This window comes from Streptomyces sp. NBC_01012, from assembly GCF_045162755.1.
Taxonomy (GTDB): domain Bacteria; phylum Actinomycetota; class Actinomycetes; order Streptomycetales; family Streptomycetaceae; genus Streptomyces.
This window is the reverse complement of record NZ_CP108688.1, coordinates 4167385-4184413: the sequence shown is the minus strand read 5'-3', so window position 1 is coordinate 4184413 and position 17029 is coordinate 4167385. Positions and strand designations below refer to the sequence as shown.

14 protein-coding genes and 1 tRNA gene are annotated in these 17029 nt (G+C 70.2%); 2 read left to right on the top strand and 13 right to left on the bottom strand.

Annotated features, from left to right (window positions below):
• Nucleotides 1-142 precede the first annotated feature (142 nt).
• The 6 genes from OG623_RS18910 to OG623_RS18885 all read right to left on the bottom strand — a co-directional run bounded on the left by OG623_RS18910 (nt 143) and on the right by OG623_RS18885 (nt 5199).
• Nucleotides 143-703 carry a hypothetical protein gene (locus tag OG623_RS18910; RefSeq protein ID WP_406147893.1) on the bottom strand — a complete coding sequence of 187 codons (561 nt, stop codon included), beginning with the start codon at nt 701-703 and terminating at the stop codon, nt 143-145.
• Entirely contained in the window at nt 700-2082 is a 1383-nt protein-coding gene (locus OG623_RS18905; RefSeq protein ID WP_406147891.1) for a hypothetical protein, read from the bottom strand. Before OG623_RS18905 ends, OG623_RS18910 begins: the two co-directional genes overlap by 4 nt.
• A complete protein-coding gene (locus OG623_RS18900) occupies nt 2079-2888 on the bottom strand; it encodes an ABC transporter ATP-binding protein (RefSeq protein WP_406147890.1) in 810 nt (269 codons plus the stop codon). Before OG623_RS18900 ends, OG623_RS18905 begins: the two co-directional genes overlap by 4 nt.
• A gap of 20 nt (nt 2889-2908) precedes the next feature.
• Nucleotides 2909-3712, bottom strand: coding sequence for a zf-HC2 domain-containing protein (locus OG623_RS18895; RefSeq protein ID WP_406147889.1), 804 nt, complete (start codon nt 3710-3712; stop codon nt 2909-2911).
• Entirely contained in the window at nt 3709-4269 is a 561-nt protein-coding gene (locus tag OG623_RS18890) for an RNA polymerase sigma factor (RefSeq protein ID WP_406147887.1), read from the bottom strand. The genes OG623_RS18895 and OG623_RS18890 overlap by 4 nt, the downstream gene beginning before the upstream one ends.
• Nucleotides 4270-4518: 249 nt before the next feature.
• Nucleotides 4519-5199: a DUF3159 domain-containing protein gene (locus tag OG623_RS18885; protein ID WP_406147886.1), complete on the bottom strand. Its 681-nt coding sequence runs from the start codon at nt 5197-5199 to the stop codon at nt 4519-4521.
• Between the two features lie 337 nt (nt 5200-5536).
• Here OG623_RS18885 and OG623_RS18880 point away from each other — a divergent pair, with 337 nt between their 5' ends.
• Entirely contained in the window at nt 5537-5974 is a 438-nt protein-coding gene (locus tag OG623_RS18880; RefSeq protein WP_406147885.1) for an HIT family protein, read from the top strand.
• A gap of 78 nt (nt 5975-6052) precedes the next feature.
• On the opposite strand, the gene OG623_RS18875 is transcribed toward OG623_RS18880, so the two are convergent.
• Complete coding sequence (locus OG623_RS18875) at nt 6053-6187, bottom strand: transposase (RefSeq protein ID WP_406151901.1); 135 nt, start codon at nt 6185-6187, stop codon at nt 6053-6055.
• A 141-nt stretch (nt 6188-6328) separates the two neighbouring features.
• Nucleotides 6329-7003, bottom strand: a complete 675-nt coding sequence (locus OG623_RS18870; RefSeq protein WP_406147884.1) for a TetR/AcrR family transcriptional regulator — start codon at nt 7001-7003, stop codon at nt 6329-6331.
• Between the two features lie 268 nt (nt 7004-7271).
• Here OG623_RS18870 and OG623_RS18865 point away from each other — a divergent pair, with 268 nt between their 5' ends.
• A complete protein-coding gene (locus OG623_RS18865) occupies nt 7272-9032 on the top strand; it encodes a CocE/NonD family hydrolase (protein WP_406147883.1) in 1761 nt (586 codons plus the stop codon).
• Nucleotides 9033-9232: 200 nt separating this feature from the next.
• Here OG623_RS18865 and OG623_RS18860 read toward each other — a convergent pair whose 3' ends face one another.
• From OG623_RS18860 to tmk, 5 genes are all read right to left on the bottom strand, one after another.
• The gene (locus tag OG623_RS18860; protein WP_406147882.1) at nt 9233-10285 is read right to left on the bottom strand and encodes a hypothetical protein; all 1053 of its coding nucleotides are present in this window, start codon (nt 10283-10285) and stop codon (nt 9233-9235) included.
• Between the two features lie 312 nt (nt 10286-10597).
• Nucleotides 10598-10671: transfer RNA gene (locus OG623_RS18855), tRNA-Thr, on the bottom strand.
• Between the two features lie 98 nt (nt 10672-10769).
• Nucleotides 10770-12299 carry an alpha/beta hydrolase gene (locus OG623_RS18850; RefSeq protein ID WP_406147881.1) on the bottom strand — a complete coding sequence of 510 codons (1530 nt, stop codon included), beginning with the start codon at nt 12297-12299 and terminating at the stop codon, nt 10770-10772.
• Between the two features lie 107 nt (nt 12300-12406).
• The gene (locus OG623_RS18845) at nt 12407-13612 is read right to left on the bottom strand and encodes a DNA polymerase III subunit delta' (protein WP_406147880.1); all 1206 of its coding nucleotides are present in this window, start codon (nt 13610-13612) and stop codon (nt 12407-12409) included.
• Between the two features lie 112 nt (nt 13613-13724).
• Nucleotides 13725-16928, bottom strand: a complete 3204-nt coding sequence (gene tmk, locus OG623_RS18840; protein ID WP_406147879.1) for a dTMP kinase — start codon at nt 16926-16928, stop codon at nt 13725-13727.
• Between the last annotated feature and the right edge of the window lie 101 nt (nt 16929-17029).

Sequence of the window (17029 nt, the reverse complement as noted above, 5' to 3'; positions counted from 1 at the left end):
GCCACCTCCCGCCCCTGCTGTCACTTAATGACAGTGTCACTAAGTGACAGCAGTGTCAACCGTCGCTGTGGACCGTCGGCCGGACACCGGGCAGGCAGTGAGGCGGCGGACCGCGTACCACCCGGGCGGGAGGGCCGGCAGGTCATCTCCGAGGGCCTGCCAGCGCATAGGTGGTGATGCCGACGGCCATCAGTACGGCGGCGGTCCAGTTGGCAGGCGCAGCGTCGGGCGGGGCCAGGAGCCAGCCGACAAGCCCGTCCGGGTCGGACGGGATGAAGAGGGCGACGGCCGACCACGCGACGACCGGCAGCCAAGCATGCTGTGCACCGAACAGGACCGCGCCCAGGGCCGCGAGTCCGGTCAGCCCGGCCGCGTTCCGGACCAGGAAGCCGGCTGTCGTGGGTTCGGTGCCGACCGCCTGTGCCGCCAGGAGAGAAAGGGTGGCGACGGAGGCGATCAGCAGCACGTGTGCTGCCCTGAGGAGGGCCCAGCGGATCGCGGCAGTCCGGTCCAGGTCGGCGTCCTGGCCGCCGAGGCCGGGTGCGGCGGCAGCTGCTGCTGCCACTGTGGCCAGAGCGGTCCATCGAGGGTCGGTGGTGCCGCCGGCCGTGGCGAGCATGAGCAGTACTGCCGATGCGAGGACGCCTCCCAATGCGGCGGGTGCCTGCCGGGCTCGGGCGTACAGCAGGAGTCCGCCTGTCACTGCGGCCCCCCGGCGAGGTTTTCGGCCAGGGTGAACTCGCAGCGGAGCGCGGCCCGCCGTACTTCGATGACACGGTTCCGTTGCTGTTGCGCACTCAGGGCCGTGAACTCCTTCCACGCCCTCTCGGCGGTGGCGAGGTAGGACTTCCGGTCGTACACATCCCCCTCTATGGGCTTGTACGATCCCAGCGCCCAACTGGCGAGCACACTCTGCGTGGTGATGGCCATGTCACCGGACGACTCGCGGGAGCTGACGGCCTGACAGTTCGGCGCCAGACCCTCACCGATCAGTCGGCGCAGCAGAGCATCGCCCTTCGTCGCACCCATATTCGGATCTTCGAAGTTCACGAGAACAGTGGAAGGGTCGAGGCGGCGCAGATCGCCGACGGCCCGGGGCGTGGTCTCTTCCCACACGCGCTCGGGTGCGTCGTCGCCGAGGGCGGCGCTCAGGGCGCCGAGAGCGCGGGTGGCGACCGGGGCGAGGGCGGGCAGCCGGTCACGGCTCAGTTCGGTGACACACACCTGGCCTTCGCAGACTCGGGCGGCCGCGGCCTGATCGATACGGTAGCTGTCCTTCGGGACGGCGGGCAGTACGACCAGAGCGAGAGCGGCTCCGACAGCCGCGGGCAGGAGGGCCATCAGCCGGCCCCGGCGTCGCGTGGCAGCCAGGAGAGCGAAGCCCGTGGCCAGGAGCCCGAGCAGCCAGATCATCTGTCCCAGGTGTACAGCGCCGGTCGGAGTCAGGAGGGCCTGGCGTGGTTCAGCGACCACGGGGGAGAACTGCGACAGCAGGTGCGAGCCCAGGCGGGCGGTCGGCAGAGCGCTGTCTCCCTCCTGCATGAGCATGACAGTGACGACGAGGAACAGCACTGCCACGATCGGCGGGGTCAGAGGCGAGGGCAGAGTACGCGCCACGCCCATTCCGAGCACTGCCGCAGCCACCAGGGCGAGTATCGCCACAGCGGAGATCGGTAGCCAGCCGTAGTGGGTGTAAGAGGTGGGTGCGAGCGCCACCTGCACGCCGCCGGTCACCAACAGAGCTCCGAAGCCGACCGTCAGGCCGAGTGCCATGGCGGTCGCCGGTACGGCCGCGCGCTGCCACGCGGGGCGTGGCATGGAGGCCAGGAGTTCCGGCATGCGGGAACGGTGGTCACGCAGCCCGTACAGGGCGCCGAGCCCGGCGGCCACGGGCCACAGGTAGGCGAGCAGCCCCCGGGTCCACAGGGCCAGCGAGGTCCATTGCGTGTTCCACCGAACGGAGCCGTGCCACCAGCCGCCGTCGATGGCGTACAGGAGCAGAAGAGCGGTGGTCAGGATGATGACACCGGCCCAGAGGGCGGCGGAGCGCAGGAGTTCCGTGCGCAGGACTCGGAGGTTCACCACGTGCTCTTTTCATGCCCGGATTCCGACAGCAGGGCGGAGTAGCCGCGTTCCAGAGGACTGTCGCCCGGCTGGTCGGCGCTTCCCTCGGCGGCCAGTTCCTCGGAGGTCCCCTGGAACACGAGGCGCCCCTGGGCGAAGAGCACCACGTCGGAGCAGGCGGCGGCGACGTCCTCGACGAGGTGGGTGGAGACCAGCACGCAGCTCTCCCGACCCAGTTCCTGGAGCAGGGAGCGGAACTGGAGGCGCTGCGCCGGGTCGAGGCCGACGGTCGGTTCGTCGAGCAGCAGCACCGAGGGGTCGTTGACAATGGCTTGGGCGATGCCGGCGCGGCGCACCATTCCTCCGGAGAGCGCCTTCATCCGGCTCTCGGCCCGGTCCGCCAGACCGACCCGTTCCACGGCGCGCTGTACGGCGCCGGGAATGTCCCGGGCGGGCATGTCCTTCAGCCAGGCCATGTAGGTCACGAACTCGCGGACGGTGAACCGCTTGTAGTAGCCGAACTCCTGGGGCAGATAGCCGATACGGCGGCGCAGCTCGCGGTGGTGACCGCGGTCGCGGACCGAGTGGCCGAAGAGCTCGAGGTCTCCCCCGGTGGGCCGCAGGACGGTGGCGAGCGTCCGGATCAGGGTGGTCTTGCCGGCGCCGTTGGGCCCGAGCAGACCGTGGGTACCGGTGCCCAGCGAGAGGTCGAGCCCATCGACGGCGCGATGGCCGCGGCCCACTTCCACGGTGAGCCCGGTGGCATGGATTTCATGCGTGTACATGCGTGGCGCGGTGTCGAGCGCGCCGGTCGGGAGAGTCATCAATGCCTTCCATGACAGGGTTATCGGAGGGTTACGGGCGTGGTGTAGGTGTGTCGGCGGATCAGGACGACGGCGACGGCGACGGCGAGCGCCAGGGCCCAGAACGGCAGTTGGCCGGCTTGGAGGAGGAAAGGGCGTCCCAGCGCAAGGGCTGGTGCGAGGACCACCGCGGTCCAGAGCGTTCCGAGGGCAGCGGTGGCACGACCGACACCGATGACACCGCCGAGCGCTACGGCGCTCGCGGTGAGGGTGAGGGAAGGCAGCAACCACTGCGCGAGAGCGACGCCCGTCAGGAACCCCGCAAGCAGGTGCACGGGCAGGAGGACGGCGAGGACGGTCAACGTACGCTTCAGGAGCAGGGGAAGACCGGCCTGCGGGGTGACCGAGGTCAGTTCGAACGCGGGGTCCAGACTCCGTGACCAGGCCGCGGCGACTCCGGCGAGCGGAAGAGCCGGTGCCACCAGCAGTACGGCGGGTGTATTCGCCGTCCAGCCGGCCACGCGGTCCAACAGCACCGCGACAACACTTACCCCTACGACCATGGCCAGCCAGGGACCCATCGCCGGCGTCGCCCGGAGCGGGATGCGCCGTCGCCGGGGTGGGGCGGGCACCGACCGTGCGAGAGCCGGTTCCAGGCCGCTGCGGACAGCGGTCAGCAGATCGGTGACCTCGGGCACGTCGGCTGCGGCGACGGCCAGCCGCCCCCTGCAACGGGCGCACTGTTCCAGGTGGGCTTCGACGGCCCACAGCTCATCGGCGGGCAGGTCGGCGCCTCCCCGGACGTAGCCGTCGATCAAGTGGTCGGTGGGGTGCTTCGCGCTCATGCCAGTGCCCTCCTCATCGCGATACGGGCCCGGCGTGCCCGGGTCTTGACCGTGCCTTCGGGAAGACCGAGGAGTACGGAGGTCTCACGGACCGAAAGGCCGTCGAGCACCATCGCCTCAAGTACGTGTCGCAGCTCGGGCGCCAAGGCCCGCAGCGCGTCGCCGAGCTCCCCGCCGATGCCGGCCGCCAGCACTTCGTCCTCGGCGGCAGGGGCGACGGTGCGCTCGACAGCTGTCACAGGGGGCTGGGCGTGGTGAGCACGTCGGCGGAAGGCATCGACCAGTCGACGGGCCGCGATGGTCCACAGCCATCCCGCCGCGCTTCCCCCGATGTCACTGCCACCGAACGCGCCGGCGGCACGCCACACAGCGAGATAGGTCTCCTGCATGACCTCGGCGACGATCTGCTCGTCAGCACACCGGCGTTGCAGACGCACTGCCAGCCAGGGCGCCGTACGCCCGTACAGGACGTCGAACGCGTCGCGATCACCGTCGGCGATCCGGCGGAGGAGTAGTTCCTCGGTCAGATCGGGGGGCCGCTTCTTCCAGGTCTTCACACACCCCAGACGCGAGCAGTTCCCGTCAGGTTCTCACTTCCATGTGACCTATGGCACACCTCTGCCCCGGGGAGCCCCCTCGCTCGGTCAGGGCGTTCGCCTCGCGGGCAACCGGTGGGCCGGCAAGGGCGGCAGCCGCAAGAAAGCAGCACGGCCGAATCGAGTCCGGCCACAGACGGGGCGCATACGTGCGCCCCGGACGGGCCGTGGGTGGCCCGTCCGGGGCGGACGAGGAGCTCAAGCCGTCGGTCAGGTGCGCTTGGCGGGCAGCAGCCCTACCGCCTTCAGTCGCTTGTCCGAAGCCCGGGCGGCCCAGGCGACGGCCAGGGCCCCGACGGCGAGGAGCGGGTAGCCCATGGCGATCTTGGCGAAGCCCAGCGATCCGACCTCGTCGGCCTGGTAGAGGTACTGCTGCACGACGAACCGGGCACCGAAGATGGCCGCCAGCACCAGGGTGGCGATGTCGTAGTAGAGCCGCGAGCGCCTGTCCGCCCGCCAGACAACACCCTTACCGGTCGTCGAGTTCCAGATCAGCCCGGCCAGAGGCCAGCGCACCGCCACGGAGAGAACGAAGGCGACGGCGCCGACCAGGCTCGCCCAGATGCCGATGAGGAAGAAGTCCTTGGCGGATCCCGTGTACCAGGAGACGCCGGCGGCGACGGCCACGCCGAACACACCACCCAGCGCCGGCTGGATCGACTCCCTACGCACCAGCCGGTTCGCCGCGATGCCGCCGGCGACCAGCAGGGCGGCCAGGACACCGACCTTGAGTCCACCGACGCTGTTGGCGACGACGAACACCAGGGCGGGCAACGCCGAGTAGATGACGCCCTTGGTGCCACCCGCCTGCTCGAGCACCGTCTTCTTCTTCGCCTGCCGATCTGTCGCCTGCGTGGCGGCCGCCACCTCTGGGGAACTCGTGGTCTGCATAGTGATCCGCGCCTCCGGGTCGATTCAAAGCGTCAGCGATTCATTAGAGCGTCACTAAGTGACATCTTGTCATCGCGCGCCTGACTGCACCACTCGGATCGACGTGATCTGGACCACATCGGGATGACATCCAGGCTCAGCGCGTCACTCGACGGGGTGTCCGTACGCGGCAGCCGTGGACCACCCACGTCCGCCGCGGACGGGGCCGACCGCGTTGCGCTTGTTCGACAGACCGGTAACCCCGGGAATCGCCACCACAGTTCCGTTGTGCCGAACCACTGACCGACGTCGCCCGACCCGCTGTCCGGGCCCTGACGCCTCCGGGGAGAATGCCCGTATGACCACTGTGTTCTCGCGCATCATCACCGGAGAGCTGCCCGGACATTTCGTCTGGCAGGACCCGGAAATCGTCGCTTTCCTGTCGATAGCCCCGTTGCGGCCTGGCCACACCCTGGTGGTGCCGCGCCGTGAGGTCGACCGGTGGACGGACATCGACGGGGCCCTCCTGGCGCGCTGCTTCGAGGTGGCCCAGGCCGTGGGGCAAGGAGTGCAGCGGGCCTGGAACGCCCCGCGCGCCGGCCTCGTCGTTGCGGGCTTCGAGGTACCGCATATGCATATACATGTCGCGCCGGTATGGGACATGACCGACTTCGATTTCAGCAAGGCCGAGCAGGAGAAGGACCAGTCGGCTCTGACCGAAGCGGCGGCGAAGCTGAGTACCGCCCTGCTGGAACTCGGCTATGAACAGGCTCGCGACTCCGCCCCCGGAGTGTGAACCGGACCCAGGAGGACGGTGCGGCGATACAGGCACGCTGCACGGCGAGCGGGGTGCGCAGCTCATCGTTCGGCCCGGTCAGGCCGAGACGGGGACGCCGGCCCGGCGGCCCGGCTCGTCCGTCCACTCACGGGGCAGATACAACTGCCGGTCCAACGGACACGACGCGGTATCGGCGGCGGCAGGGACACCGGCCGAGACCTGGCAGTTCACCGACAGCCGACGGGCGATCCGCCGCCGGGCGATCCACCGCCGCACCGGCAACGGATCCCACGGCTACTGATTCACGAACTGCTGCGACCCGAACGCATCACCCACGAACTCCGCCAACTCACCCCGGAGCCGCGTGAAGTACTACTGGTCGGCGTGGACCGGGTCGCCCACGGCACCCCCGGTGGCCGTGCGGACCGCATCGGCGATGAAGGCGAAACTCTCGTCACCGAGCTCCCGGGGATCAGTGCCGTCCAGAAGCCCTGCTCCCACGTACTCGTTGAGCACGCGCAGGGCGGCAGAAGCAGCCGCGGCGTGCAGACGTACCTGCAGATCATCGTGCTCAAGTCCGAGCCGGGTCGCGATGACCGCGGCCAGTTCGTGTTCCACCTGATCGCAGGCCATCAGCCAGGCCGTCCGCAGGGCCGGCTCGGTGTCAGCCAGTCGCATCATCTTCACGCCCAGCCCGGCATCGGCCTGCTCCTGCGGGCCGATCTCGCTGACCAACCGCTTCGCCTCCGTGGCAAAGTGCTCCTCCAGTGAGCGGTGCAGCGGCCAACTGCGCAAAGTGGCCAGTTCCCACTCCACGCTCTGCGCGATGATCGGCTCCGCACAGCTCTCCTTGCTGCGGAAATGGCGCCAGATGGTGCGGGTCGACAAGCCCACCGCCTCCGCGATCTGGTCGCCGCTCGTGCCGTCGACGCCCTGCGCCCAGAACAGACGTGCCGCCTCCCGCGAAATCTCCAGACGTACACGACGGCGCCGCTGCTCACTCATCCCGCCACGGCCGCGCCTGGTCGTGGCCTCGTCGTCGGCCATCTCTTCACCACCCGATCCCATAATTTTCACCCGGCGCCAGATTGGCACTAAGTGACGATTTTCGCCAGTCTCCAGCGGCGCACCTCCAGCAGCCCACGGCCTCGATCCGCGACCCGAGTGCACCCGCGGAACGAGGGGCCCGCCTTGCAAAGCGCGTCACTTAGTGACACTGTCACTAAGTGACAGAGGTTGATTCCATGCAGGGGTGACCAATGCGTGCGAGTGCCACCCTCCCTCGTCCGCCCGCATCAGAAGCCAGGAGCACTTCATGAGGAAACGATCAGCCGCAACCGCCGCAGCACTGATCACGGCCTGCGCTGTGACTGGCACCCTCACGGGGGCAGCCGTCGCCACGCCGGACCGGACGACCGACGGCGACCGCGCAGAGAAGACGACTGTTGCCACGGCCACCCATTCGGTGACCCACGAGGAGAACGAACGGGTGCCGGAGGGGGCGCGATGGACCCAGCACTACTTCCCCTCCTCGGACGGCTCCGGGACCGAGCTGCACGCCGATGTTCTGCTTCCGGAAAACCTTCCCGAGGGCGCGAAGGTGCCCGTGGTCATGTCGGCCGGCGCGTACTTCGGCCACTCCGGGGAGATGGAGGTGGAGGAAGAGCACGCCGGCCCCTCGGGGCGCTTCCAGGACCTCCTGGAGGGAACCGACCTGTTCGACAAGGGGTACGCCTTCGTCATGGTGGACACCCGCGGCTTCGGCGGCTCCACAGGATGCCTCGACCTCGGCGGCCCCGGAGACCAGGCCGACGTCAAGGCCGCGATCGACTGGAGCTCGAAACAGCCATGGTCCACCGGAGCGGTGGGAATGTACGGCAAGTCCTTCGACGCCTACACCGGCCTTCTCGGTAACAACGCGAAGGACGACGCGCTGAAAGCAGTCGTCGCCCAGGAGCCCATCTGGGACCTGTATCAGCACCTGCACTCCAACGGTGTGCCCCGCCCGAACAGCGTGCAACTGCCCACCAGCTACAACCGCATGGCCGGCCTGGCCCAGTTGCCGGACGAGGACGAGCACTACCGGACCAACGCCGCGTACGAGACGAAGCACCCCGAGTGCCTGGCACTCAACTCCTTCGGCCCCACCATCGGCGACCCGGAAGACCCGTACTGGAAGGACCGCAGTCCCGCCGAAAAGGCGAAGGGCACCGACACGCCACTCCTGTTCACCCAGGGCACCGCCGAGACCAACACCCTCCCGGTGGGGATGGACGTGTTCCTCGACAACCACCGCGGCCCGCAGCGCGCCTGGATCGGCCCCTGGGACCACGTGCGCGGCAACGACCGCACGCAGGACGGGAAGTTCGCGATGGGCCGGGCGACCTGGTTCAAGGAGACGATGTCCTTCTTCGACGAACACCTCAAGGGCATGGACCCCAAGGTCACGTACCCGGACTACGCCGTCCAGGACAACCTCGGCGACTGGCGGGCCGAGAAGTCCTGGCCCACAGCGAACCGCTCCGCGAACCTCCGGCTCGGCAACGGCTCGTACCTGGACAGCGGAGCGGGCTCACAGCCCACACCCCCGGAAGAGGAAACCGGTCGTGATGCCGGAAGCTTCTTCGTCTGGTCCGGGCCTCTCGAGGCAGCCACCCGGGTCAGCGGCACACCCAGGATCACCCTGACGGCCAGGGGCGAGGGCAACGTGATGGTCAAGCTGTACGACGTGAACCCCGACGGCAACGCCGTCGCGTTCGACGAGCGCGTCTCCCGCCTGGACCAGGACCAGCTGGACATCGGCCTGAAGTCGACCGACTGGACCCTGCGGACCGGCCACCGCCTCGCTGTGGAAATCGGCTCGGTACGAACCGGCGACTGGCTCGACACCCCCTCCAAGCAAAAGATCCGGATCAGTAACGCCCGTCTCCATCTGCCCCTGGACGACCCGGCCGAAGACACCGCCACCGACGGCGACCGAGCGCCATGGATCGACACCTACACACAGATCAACGCGGCGAAACTGACACCGGGCCCCGCCACCTTCACCGTGCCCCCAGCCGGTACGCGACGCTGAGGAACGCCACACCGCCGGGCATCCTCGTCACGTCGGTCCGCCACATCGGCACGGGTCAGCTGCACCAGCTCTCCTACGCGGACCGGAACGCTGGGCAACGTGTCCCCACCCGCGGCTGAAGGCTGCGGCAGAAGGATGGGTTGTGGGCAGTGGTTGTCCTCCTCCTGGCCGCGCCTCCCCACGCCATACGGCTCAGGACATCAGGAGCAGCGCCACAGGGTCGGCAACCTCAAAGTCGGCGCACTCGACGTCAGGTTGGAGCCACCCAGCGTGGCGTCGTCGCCGACTGTGTACACCTTCGCGTCATCGCTGAGGGTGGCCACCGTGCTGGTGCCCTGCCACAGCGTGGTGGCCCGCGCCCCGGCCGACGTACCGAGGATCAGGCCGCTGCTGTTGACATCGCTGGTGCCGAAGGCGTCGGGCAGCTTCGTCGCCTGGCCGTCCTTGCCCCACACAACGGCGAACCGGTCGAAGTCCGCGGTCCGGCCGTCGCCCACCACCGTGCCGTTGGAGATCGCCGAGATGGTGGAGTTCGTTGCGCCCGCGGGCATCGCCAGCGCCGTGGCCACGCCGCCCTTCCAGAGGTACGCGCGCGTGGTCCCCTTGATGTCGGACACCGCTGTCACTGCCACCGTGCCATCGGTGTCGACACCCTCGACCCGACTGCCCACCGGGAAGCCGGCCGGCGTGGTCACCGTCCCCGGCTTGTCGGCGGGCCAGTAGTAGACCGTCCGGTGGTTGATGTCGTCGCCGAAGCCGTCGCCGTAGACGTCCCCGTTCGCCGTGACGGCCCTCGCCACGACGTTGAACGCCCCTGCGGGCACCGGCAGTTGCTCCAGCTTCCCGTCGCGGGAGCGGAACGGGTGGTTCTCGCCGATCGGGAAGCCGTCCGACGACCCGGTGAGTTCCCATCCATAGCCGACCGCGACGCCCGCGCTGTTCACGTCGTTGACGCCGAGCGCGACGTCGGCGCCCGGAACGGTTCCCAGGTCGGTGACAGTGTCCCCTGTCCACAGTGCCGCGTGCGTCTGCGAATCACCGGAGCCGGGCAACTCGATCTGTCCGGCGGAGATACCGCCGCCGGCCACCGCCGTTACGGCGCCGGCGGTGGTGCCGCCCGGCACCGGCAGCTGGCTCGGCCGGTAGGTGCAGGCCTGCGCATCGGCCTGGGCAGAGGGTGCGACCGCGGTGACCGCGGCGGCAGCCACGACTGCGGAGACCACTGGCATGACGGCACGTCTCATGGGCTTCATGCATGACTCCTTGAAGGTTGGAATGACCTGATCCCAGCCTCCATGCCCGCCCTATACTCCGCCTCTGCCCCATCCGGCGGGATCCGCCTCCGCAGGCCTTGAGGTACGTCGAGGGGGCGACCCCGGCGAGGAACTGCTGTCCTGGAGAAAAAGCCCAGCCCAGGGACTCAGGCGATCCATGCGGCCACGGAAACCACACATCCGACCCACGCCGTGCGACGCACAGACCGCAGGTGCCCGATGCATCGACATTCCAAGGTCATCTCAACCAAGAAACCCCAGGTCAGAAGCCTGACCTGGGGTTCACTACGGAGCCGCCTTCGGGATTCGAACCCGAGACCTACGCATTACGAGTGCGTTGCTCTGGCCAACTGAGCTAAGGCGGCACGCTCTGTCGCACCATGGTGCGGTCAGCAGCGACGCCAAGTCTACACAGTTTCCAGGGGTGCTCCGAACCGCCCGCCCCCGTGGCCGTCTGCGCAGGTCAGCTGCACTTCTTGCCGTCCTTGGGCGGCGTGCCCTCCAGCAGGTAGGTGTTGATCGCCGTGTCGATGCAGTCGCTGCCCCGGCCGTACGCCGTATGTCCGTCGCCCTTGTAGGTGAGCAAAGTGCCGGAGGAGAGCTGGTCCGCGAGGGACTCGGCCCACTTGTAGGGGGTGGCCGGGTCCCGGGTGGTGCCGACCACGACGATCGGGGCTGCGCCCTTCGCCTCGGTGCGGTGCGGGGTGCCGGTGGGGTCGACGGGCCAGGCGCCGCAGTTCAGCGCGGCCCAGGCGAAGCCCCTGCCGAAGACCGGGGAGGCCTTCTCGAAGTCCGGGATCGCCTTCTCCACGTCCGCGGGGCCGGTGAAGGGCGGCGCCAGGTCGATGCAGTTCACCGCGGCATTGGCGAACATCAGATTGGCGTACTTCCCGTTCGGCTCGCGCTCGTAGTAGCTGTCGGCCAGAGAGAGGAGCCCGGAGCCGTCGCCGCGCTGCGCCGCCGCGACGGCCTGGCGGAGCTGGGGCCAGGCGGCCTCGTCGTACATCGCGGCGATCACACCCGTGGTCGCCAGGGACTCGGTCAGCCGGCGGGTCTCACCGGTGGGCACGGGCTCGGAGTCCAGATCGCCGAAGAGCTTCTTCAGGGCGGTCGCCGCGGCGGCGGTGGACGTGGTGCCGAGCGGGCAGTCCGTCTGCTTCACACAGTCCGCGGCGAACGACTGGAACGCCGCCTCGAAGCCGGCCGTCTGGTCGCGGTTGACGTCGAGCGCGGGGAGCGAGGGGTCCATCGCCCCGTCCAGGACGAGACGCCCGACTCGGGCGGGGAACAGATCGGCGTAGGTCGCGCCGAGGAACGTGCCGTACGAGGCGCCGACGTAATGCAGCTTCTCGTCACCGAGCAGGGAACGCAGGATGTCCATGTCACGCGCCGTCTCGGCCGTGGAGACATGCGGGAGGATCTTGCCCGAGCGCTTCTCGCAGCCGTCGGCGAACTTCTCGAAGGAGGCGTTCAGCTCGGCGACCTCGGCCTTGTCGTCCGGGGTCTGGTCCACCTGTGTGTAGGCGTCCATCTCCTTGCCGGTGAGGCACTCGACCGGCTCGCTGCGGGCCACCCCGCGCGGATCGATGGCCACCATGTCGTACCGGGCGCGGACCTGGGCGGGATAACCGATGGCCGCGTACCCCTGGAGGTAGCCGATGGCCGAGCCGCCAGGACCGCCGGGGTTCACCAGGAGCGAGCCGATCCGCTTACCGGGACCGGTGGCCTTCTTACGGGAGACGGCCAGCTTCACATCCCCGTCGTCGGGCTTCTCGTAGTCCAGCGGGGCCTTCATCGTGGTGCACTGGAAGCCCTCCGTACCGCAGTCCCGCCAGCTCAGCTTCTGCGCGTAGTACGACTCGAGCTCCTCGGTGGCGGCCGAGCCCGTCGCCGACGCGCTCGGTGCCGACCCTCCGCTGCTGCAGCCGGAGACGAGAAGGCCGGCAGTGCCGAGCACGGTGGCGAAGATCCGGAGCAGGCGCCTGGTGTCCATCCCCGGAGCGTAGCCGCCCGGGGACGACTCGACCGATTCCCTGCTCATACGGGTGAATTCACCCCGTCACCTCGTCTTCCCGGCACGCGGGGAGACGGGGCCGGGCCTCAGCCCGCCCGGAGCGACACCGCCATCGCCTCCACGGCGAGCAGGGGCGCGACGTTACGGTCGAGGGCGCGGCGGCAGGCGATGACGGCCTCTATCCGGCGCAGGGTGCGCTCGGGCGTGGACGACTCGGCGATCCGGTCGAGGGCGTCACGGACATCGGTGTTGGCGAGGGCGATCCCGGAGCCCAGCTGAAGGGCCAGCACATCGCGGTAGAAGCCGGTGAGTTCGCTGAGCGCCAGGTCGAGGCTGTCGCGCTGGGTACGTGTCCTGCGGCGCTTCTGCCGGTCCTCGAGCTCCTTCATCGCACCCGCCGTCCCACGGGGCATCCGGCCTCCCGCCACGCCGCCGAGCGCCGCCTTCAGATCGTCCGTCTCCTTGACGTCGACCTCCTCGGCGACCTGCTTCGCGTCGTCCGTCGCCGTGTCGATCAGCTCCTGGGCGGCCTTGAGGCAGCCGCCGACGTCATGGACACGCAGCGGGAGCTTGAGCACGGTGGCACGGCGGGCACGCGCGCGCTCGTCCGTGGCCAGGCGGCGGGCCCGGCCGATGTGGCCCTGGGTGGCACGGGCGGCGGACGCGGCCCGCTCGGGGTCGATACCGTCGCGTCTGATCAGCACATCGGCCACCGCGTCCACCGGAGGCGTACGCAGCGTGAGATGACGGCAGCGGGAGCGGATCGTGGGCAGCACGTCCTCCAGGGAGGGGGCGCAGAGCAGCCACACCGTGCGGGGCGCGGGCTCCTCGACCGCCTTCAGCAGGACGTTGCCCGCACCTTCGGTGAGGCGGTCGGCGTCCTCCATGACGATGACCTGCCAGCGGCCCACGGCGGGGGACAGCTGGGCCCTGCGGACGAGCTCACGGGTCTCCTTCACACCGATGGAGAGCAGATCCGTGCGAATCACCTCGACGTCGGCGTGCGTCCCGATCAGCGCCGTGTGGCAGCCGTCGCAGAAGCCGCAGCCCGGAGCCCCGCCCAACGCCCGGTCGGGGCTGGTGCACTGGAGCGCGGCTGCGAAGGCACGGGCGGCCGTGGACCGGCCCGAGCCGGGCGGTCCCGTGAACAGCCAGGCATGCGTCATCTTCGAACCCGGAGGCACCGGATCGCCCGCGGAATTCGCGGTGACCAGCACATCGGCGTCCCGGGCGGCGGCACCGAGCTGCTCCTGCACCCGGTCCTGTCCGACCAGGTCGTCCCATACGGTCATGGTCACCGCCCTTCCGGAGGTGGTGTGGTGCTGGAACGCCGGAATCCCAGCGCCTCCCTATTGTGCGGGAAGGGTCTGACAATCCCGGCGTTCCGTGCCCACGGCCCGTCCGTCAGCGGCGCGGCCGGCGCCCGCCGCGTCCCGATCCGCCCTGGCCCTCGTCCCGGCCGTCGTCCTGGTCGCCGAGCAGTTCGTCGGCCAGGGACGGCAGGTCGTCGAGCGGCGTCTCCTCGGCCCAGTCGGGACGCGGCCGCTTCTGGCGAGGGGCGGCCTGAGCCGCGCGTCCGGCCTGCGGATCGTCGCTGATCTGGGGCAGTTCACGCGTGCGCTCGTTCTCGCTCTCGGCGCCCGATGCCCTGCGCCCGTCGCGGAAGACGCCCGGCGGGACCCGGTCCGACGGATGCTCGTCCCGCACGGGCGGCAGCACAGCCGTCTCGTCCGCGTCCCGCACGGGCGGCAGGACGGTCGTCTCGTCCGCGTCGGGCGCCGGGCGGTCGGGCCTGGCGACCGGTACGGGCTGCGTGATCTCGTTCGGGTTGACGACGGGGGTCGGGACGGTGAGCTCGTTGTCCGGCACGGACGGACCGGACGGACCGGATGAACCAGACGGACCAGACGGACCAGACGGACCGGATGCCCCGGACGGACCGGACGATCCCGGCTGCTGCCCGGTGGACCCGGAGCGGCCGGTCTCCCGGGAGCGCTGTGCGGCAGCGGCTGCCGCCTCCTCGGCCCTGGCAGCGGCCTCGACCTCGGCGCGGTGGCGGGCCTCCTCGGCCCTCACCAGCGCCTCCTCCGCCTTGCGCTGCTTCTCCAGGCGCTGCTCCTCGGCCTCCTTGCGCAGCCGCGCCTCCTCCTGGGCCTGCAGACGCAGCCGCTCCTGCTCGGCCTCGCGCACCCGCTCCTCGGCCTCGAGACGGGCCCGCTCCTCCTCGGCACGGCGGCGGGCATCCTCGGCGCGCTGCCGCGCCTCCTCCGCCTGCCGTTCGGCCTCGCGCTGCCGCGCCTCTTCCTCCTCGCGGCGCTTGCGCTCCTCCTCCTCGGCCCGGAGCTTGGCGAGCTGAGCCTGCCGCTCACGCTCCAGCCGCTCCTCCTCGGCCTTGCGGGCGGCCTCTTCCTCCGCCTTGCGCCTGGCCTCCTCCTCGGCCGCCTTGCGCGCCTCTTCCTGGGCCTTGATCTCGGCCTCGGAGAGCGGCAGCATCCGGTCGAGACGGTGGCGTACGACGGTGGTGACCGACTCCGGTTCCTGCCCGGCATCCACCACCAGATAGCGGGCCGGGTCGGCCGCGGCGAGGGTGAGGAAGCCGGACCGCACCCGGGTGTGGAATTCGGCCGGCTCGGACTCCAGCCGGTCGGGCGCCTCGGTGAAGCGTTCCCGCGCCGTCTCCGGGTCGACGTCGAGCAGCACCGTCAGATGCGGTACGAGCCCACTCGTCGCCCAGCGCGAGATCCGGGCGATCTCGGTCGGGGCGAGGTCACGGCCCGCACCCTGGTAGGCCACGGACGAGTCGATGTAGCGGTCGGAGATGACGACCGCGCCGCGTTCCAGTGCCGGACGGACGACCGAGTCCACGTGCTCGGCGCGGTCGGCGGCGTACAGCAGGGCCTCGGACCGGTTCGACAGACCGGCCGACGAGACGTCCAGCAGGATCGAACGCAGCCGCTTGCCGACCGGGGTGGCCCCCGGCTCGCGGGTCACGACGACCTCGTGGCCCTTGGCCCGGATCCATTCGGCGATGGCCTCGACCTGGGTGGACTTGCCGGCCCCGTCGCCGCCCTCCAGGACGAGGAAGAAACCGTTCGCGGCGGGCGCGACGGCGGGGTCGCCGCCGCGCAGCGCCTCCCGCAGGTCACGACGGAGCGGCACACCGGCACGGTCGTCGGTCCTGGCGAGGACGATCACCGCGACGGGCAGCAGCAGAGCGCCGATCAGCATCAGCGCGAAGGCCGCGCCACCGTGCGCGAAGACGAAGTCACCCGACCCGAGACGGTGCCGGCCGATGGCGGCGGCGAGCAGCGGCCCGCCCACCGCGCCGAGCGCCACCAGCACCCGGACGACGGCCTGGAGGTGCTCGGTGGCCCTGGCCTGCCGGAAGGGCTCCGTCTCCTGGTCGATGACCGCGTGCCCGACATGGGCGGCGACCCCCGCCGCGTAACCGGCGAGCAGTGCGATCAGCAGACCGGTGGCGGTGTCGGGCACCAGACCGAGCGCGAGGAGCGCCACTCCGGTGACGGCGACCGCCAGGGCCAGCAGCCGGCGCCGCGACAGGGCGGGCAGCACCTTCTGCGCGGTACGGATACCGAGCGCGGTGCCACCGGTCAGCGCGACGATCAGCAGGGCGAAGGTGGCGGGCCCGCCATCGAGGTCGGAGGCGTGCAGCACGGAGACGCCCGCCGCCGCGGCGATGGCCCCCGCGACCAGGGAGCAGGCGGCGACGACGAGCGGGATGCTGCCGGTGCGGCCCTTGTCGGAGCCGGTCCCGGTGGAGGGCCTGCGGAGCCCCTCCAGGGGCGAACGCGGACGGGGCGTCTGCGTGGCCGGAAGCTCCAGGAAGTACACGGTCGAGACGGACGCGGAGAAGAGACCCGCCGCGACGTAGGAACCGAGCGCGGCCGGGTGGAAGGAGAACCAGTCGAAGCCGGTGCCCAGCAGTTCACCGATCAGCGCGGCGACCACCAGCACGGCCGCGGCCACGGGGACCGACAGGAAGTTCGTCCGCAGGGACAGCCTGCGGAGGGCGTCGAGGTGGTCGGGCAGGGGGCGCACGGCGGCGCCCTCCGGGGGCGGGGCGGGAAGCAGCGCGGGAGCCGCGCTCTCCTTGGCGACCGCCCACAGGCGTTCACCGACACCGGCCACGAAGACGGTGATCAGGATCATCATGAGTGCCTTGTCCGGCATCCAGTCGATCCACAGCGGCGCGACGACCAGCAGAGCGAGCCGCAGAGCGTCCGCCCCGATCATCAGCCAGCGCCGGTCGAGGGGACCACCGGGCGCGGTGAGCGCCGTCAGAGGTCCCAGAAGTACGGCTCCGAAGAGCACGGTGGAAAGAATCCGGGCGCCGAACACGGCGGCGACGGCAAAGGCCGCCCCGCGGTATCCGGCCCCGAAGGAGCCCTCGATGACCGCCGCTTGCAGCGACAACAGCACCAGCACGAGAAGGGCGAGTGAATCGCCGATACTGCCGACGAGCTGGGCGCTCCACAACCGCCGGAGCGGGGGAACACGCAACAGGGCTCGTACGGCGCGCTCGCGTGAGTCTGCGGCAAGTGTGTCGGAGGTGGGGCTCACGACCGGTGGCTGCTCGGCTCGCGTCATCCGCCCAGCCTATCGGGAGCGGTGCGGTGCCCGGGGGCCGCGTCCGAACATATGCGCAAGGGGAGCCCGGGCACCGCGTCGTACGAACGCCGGAAGGGCCG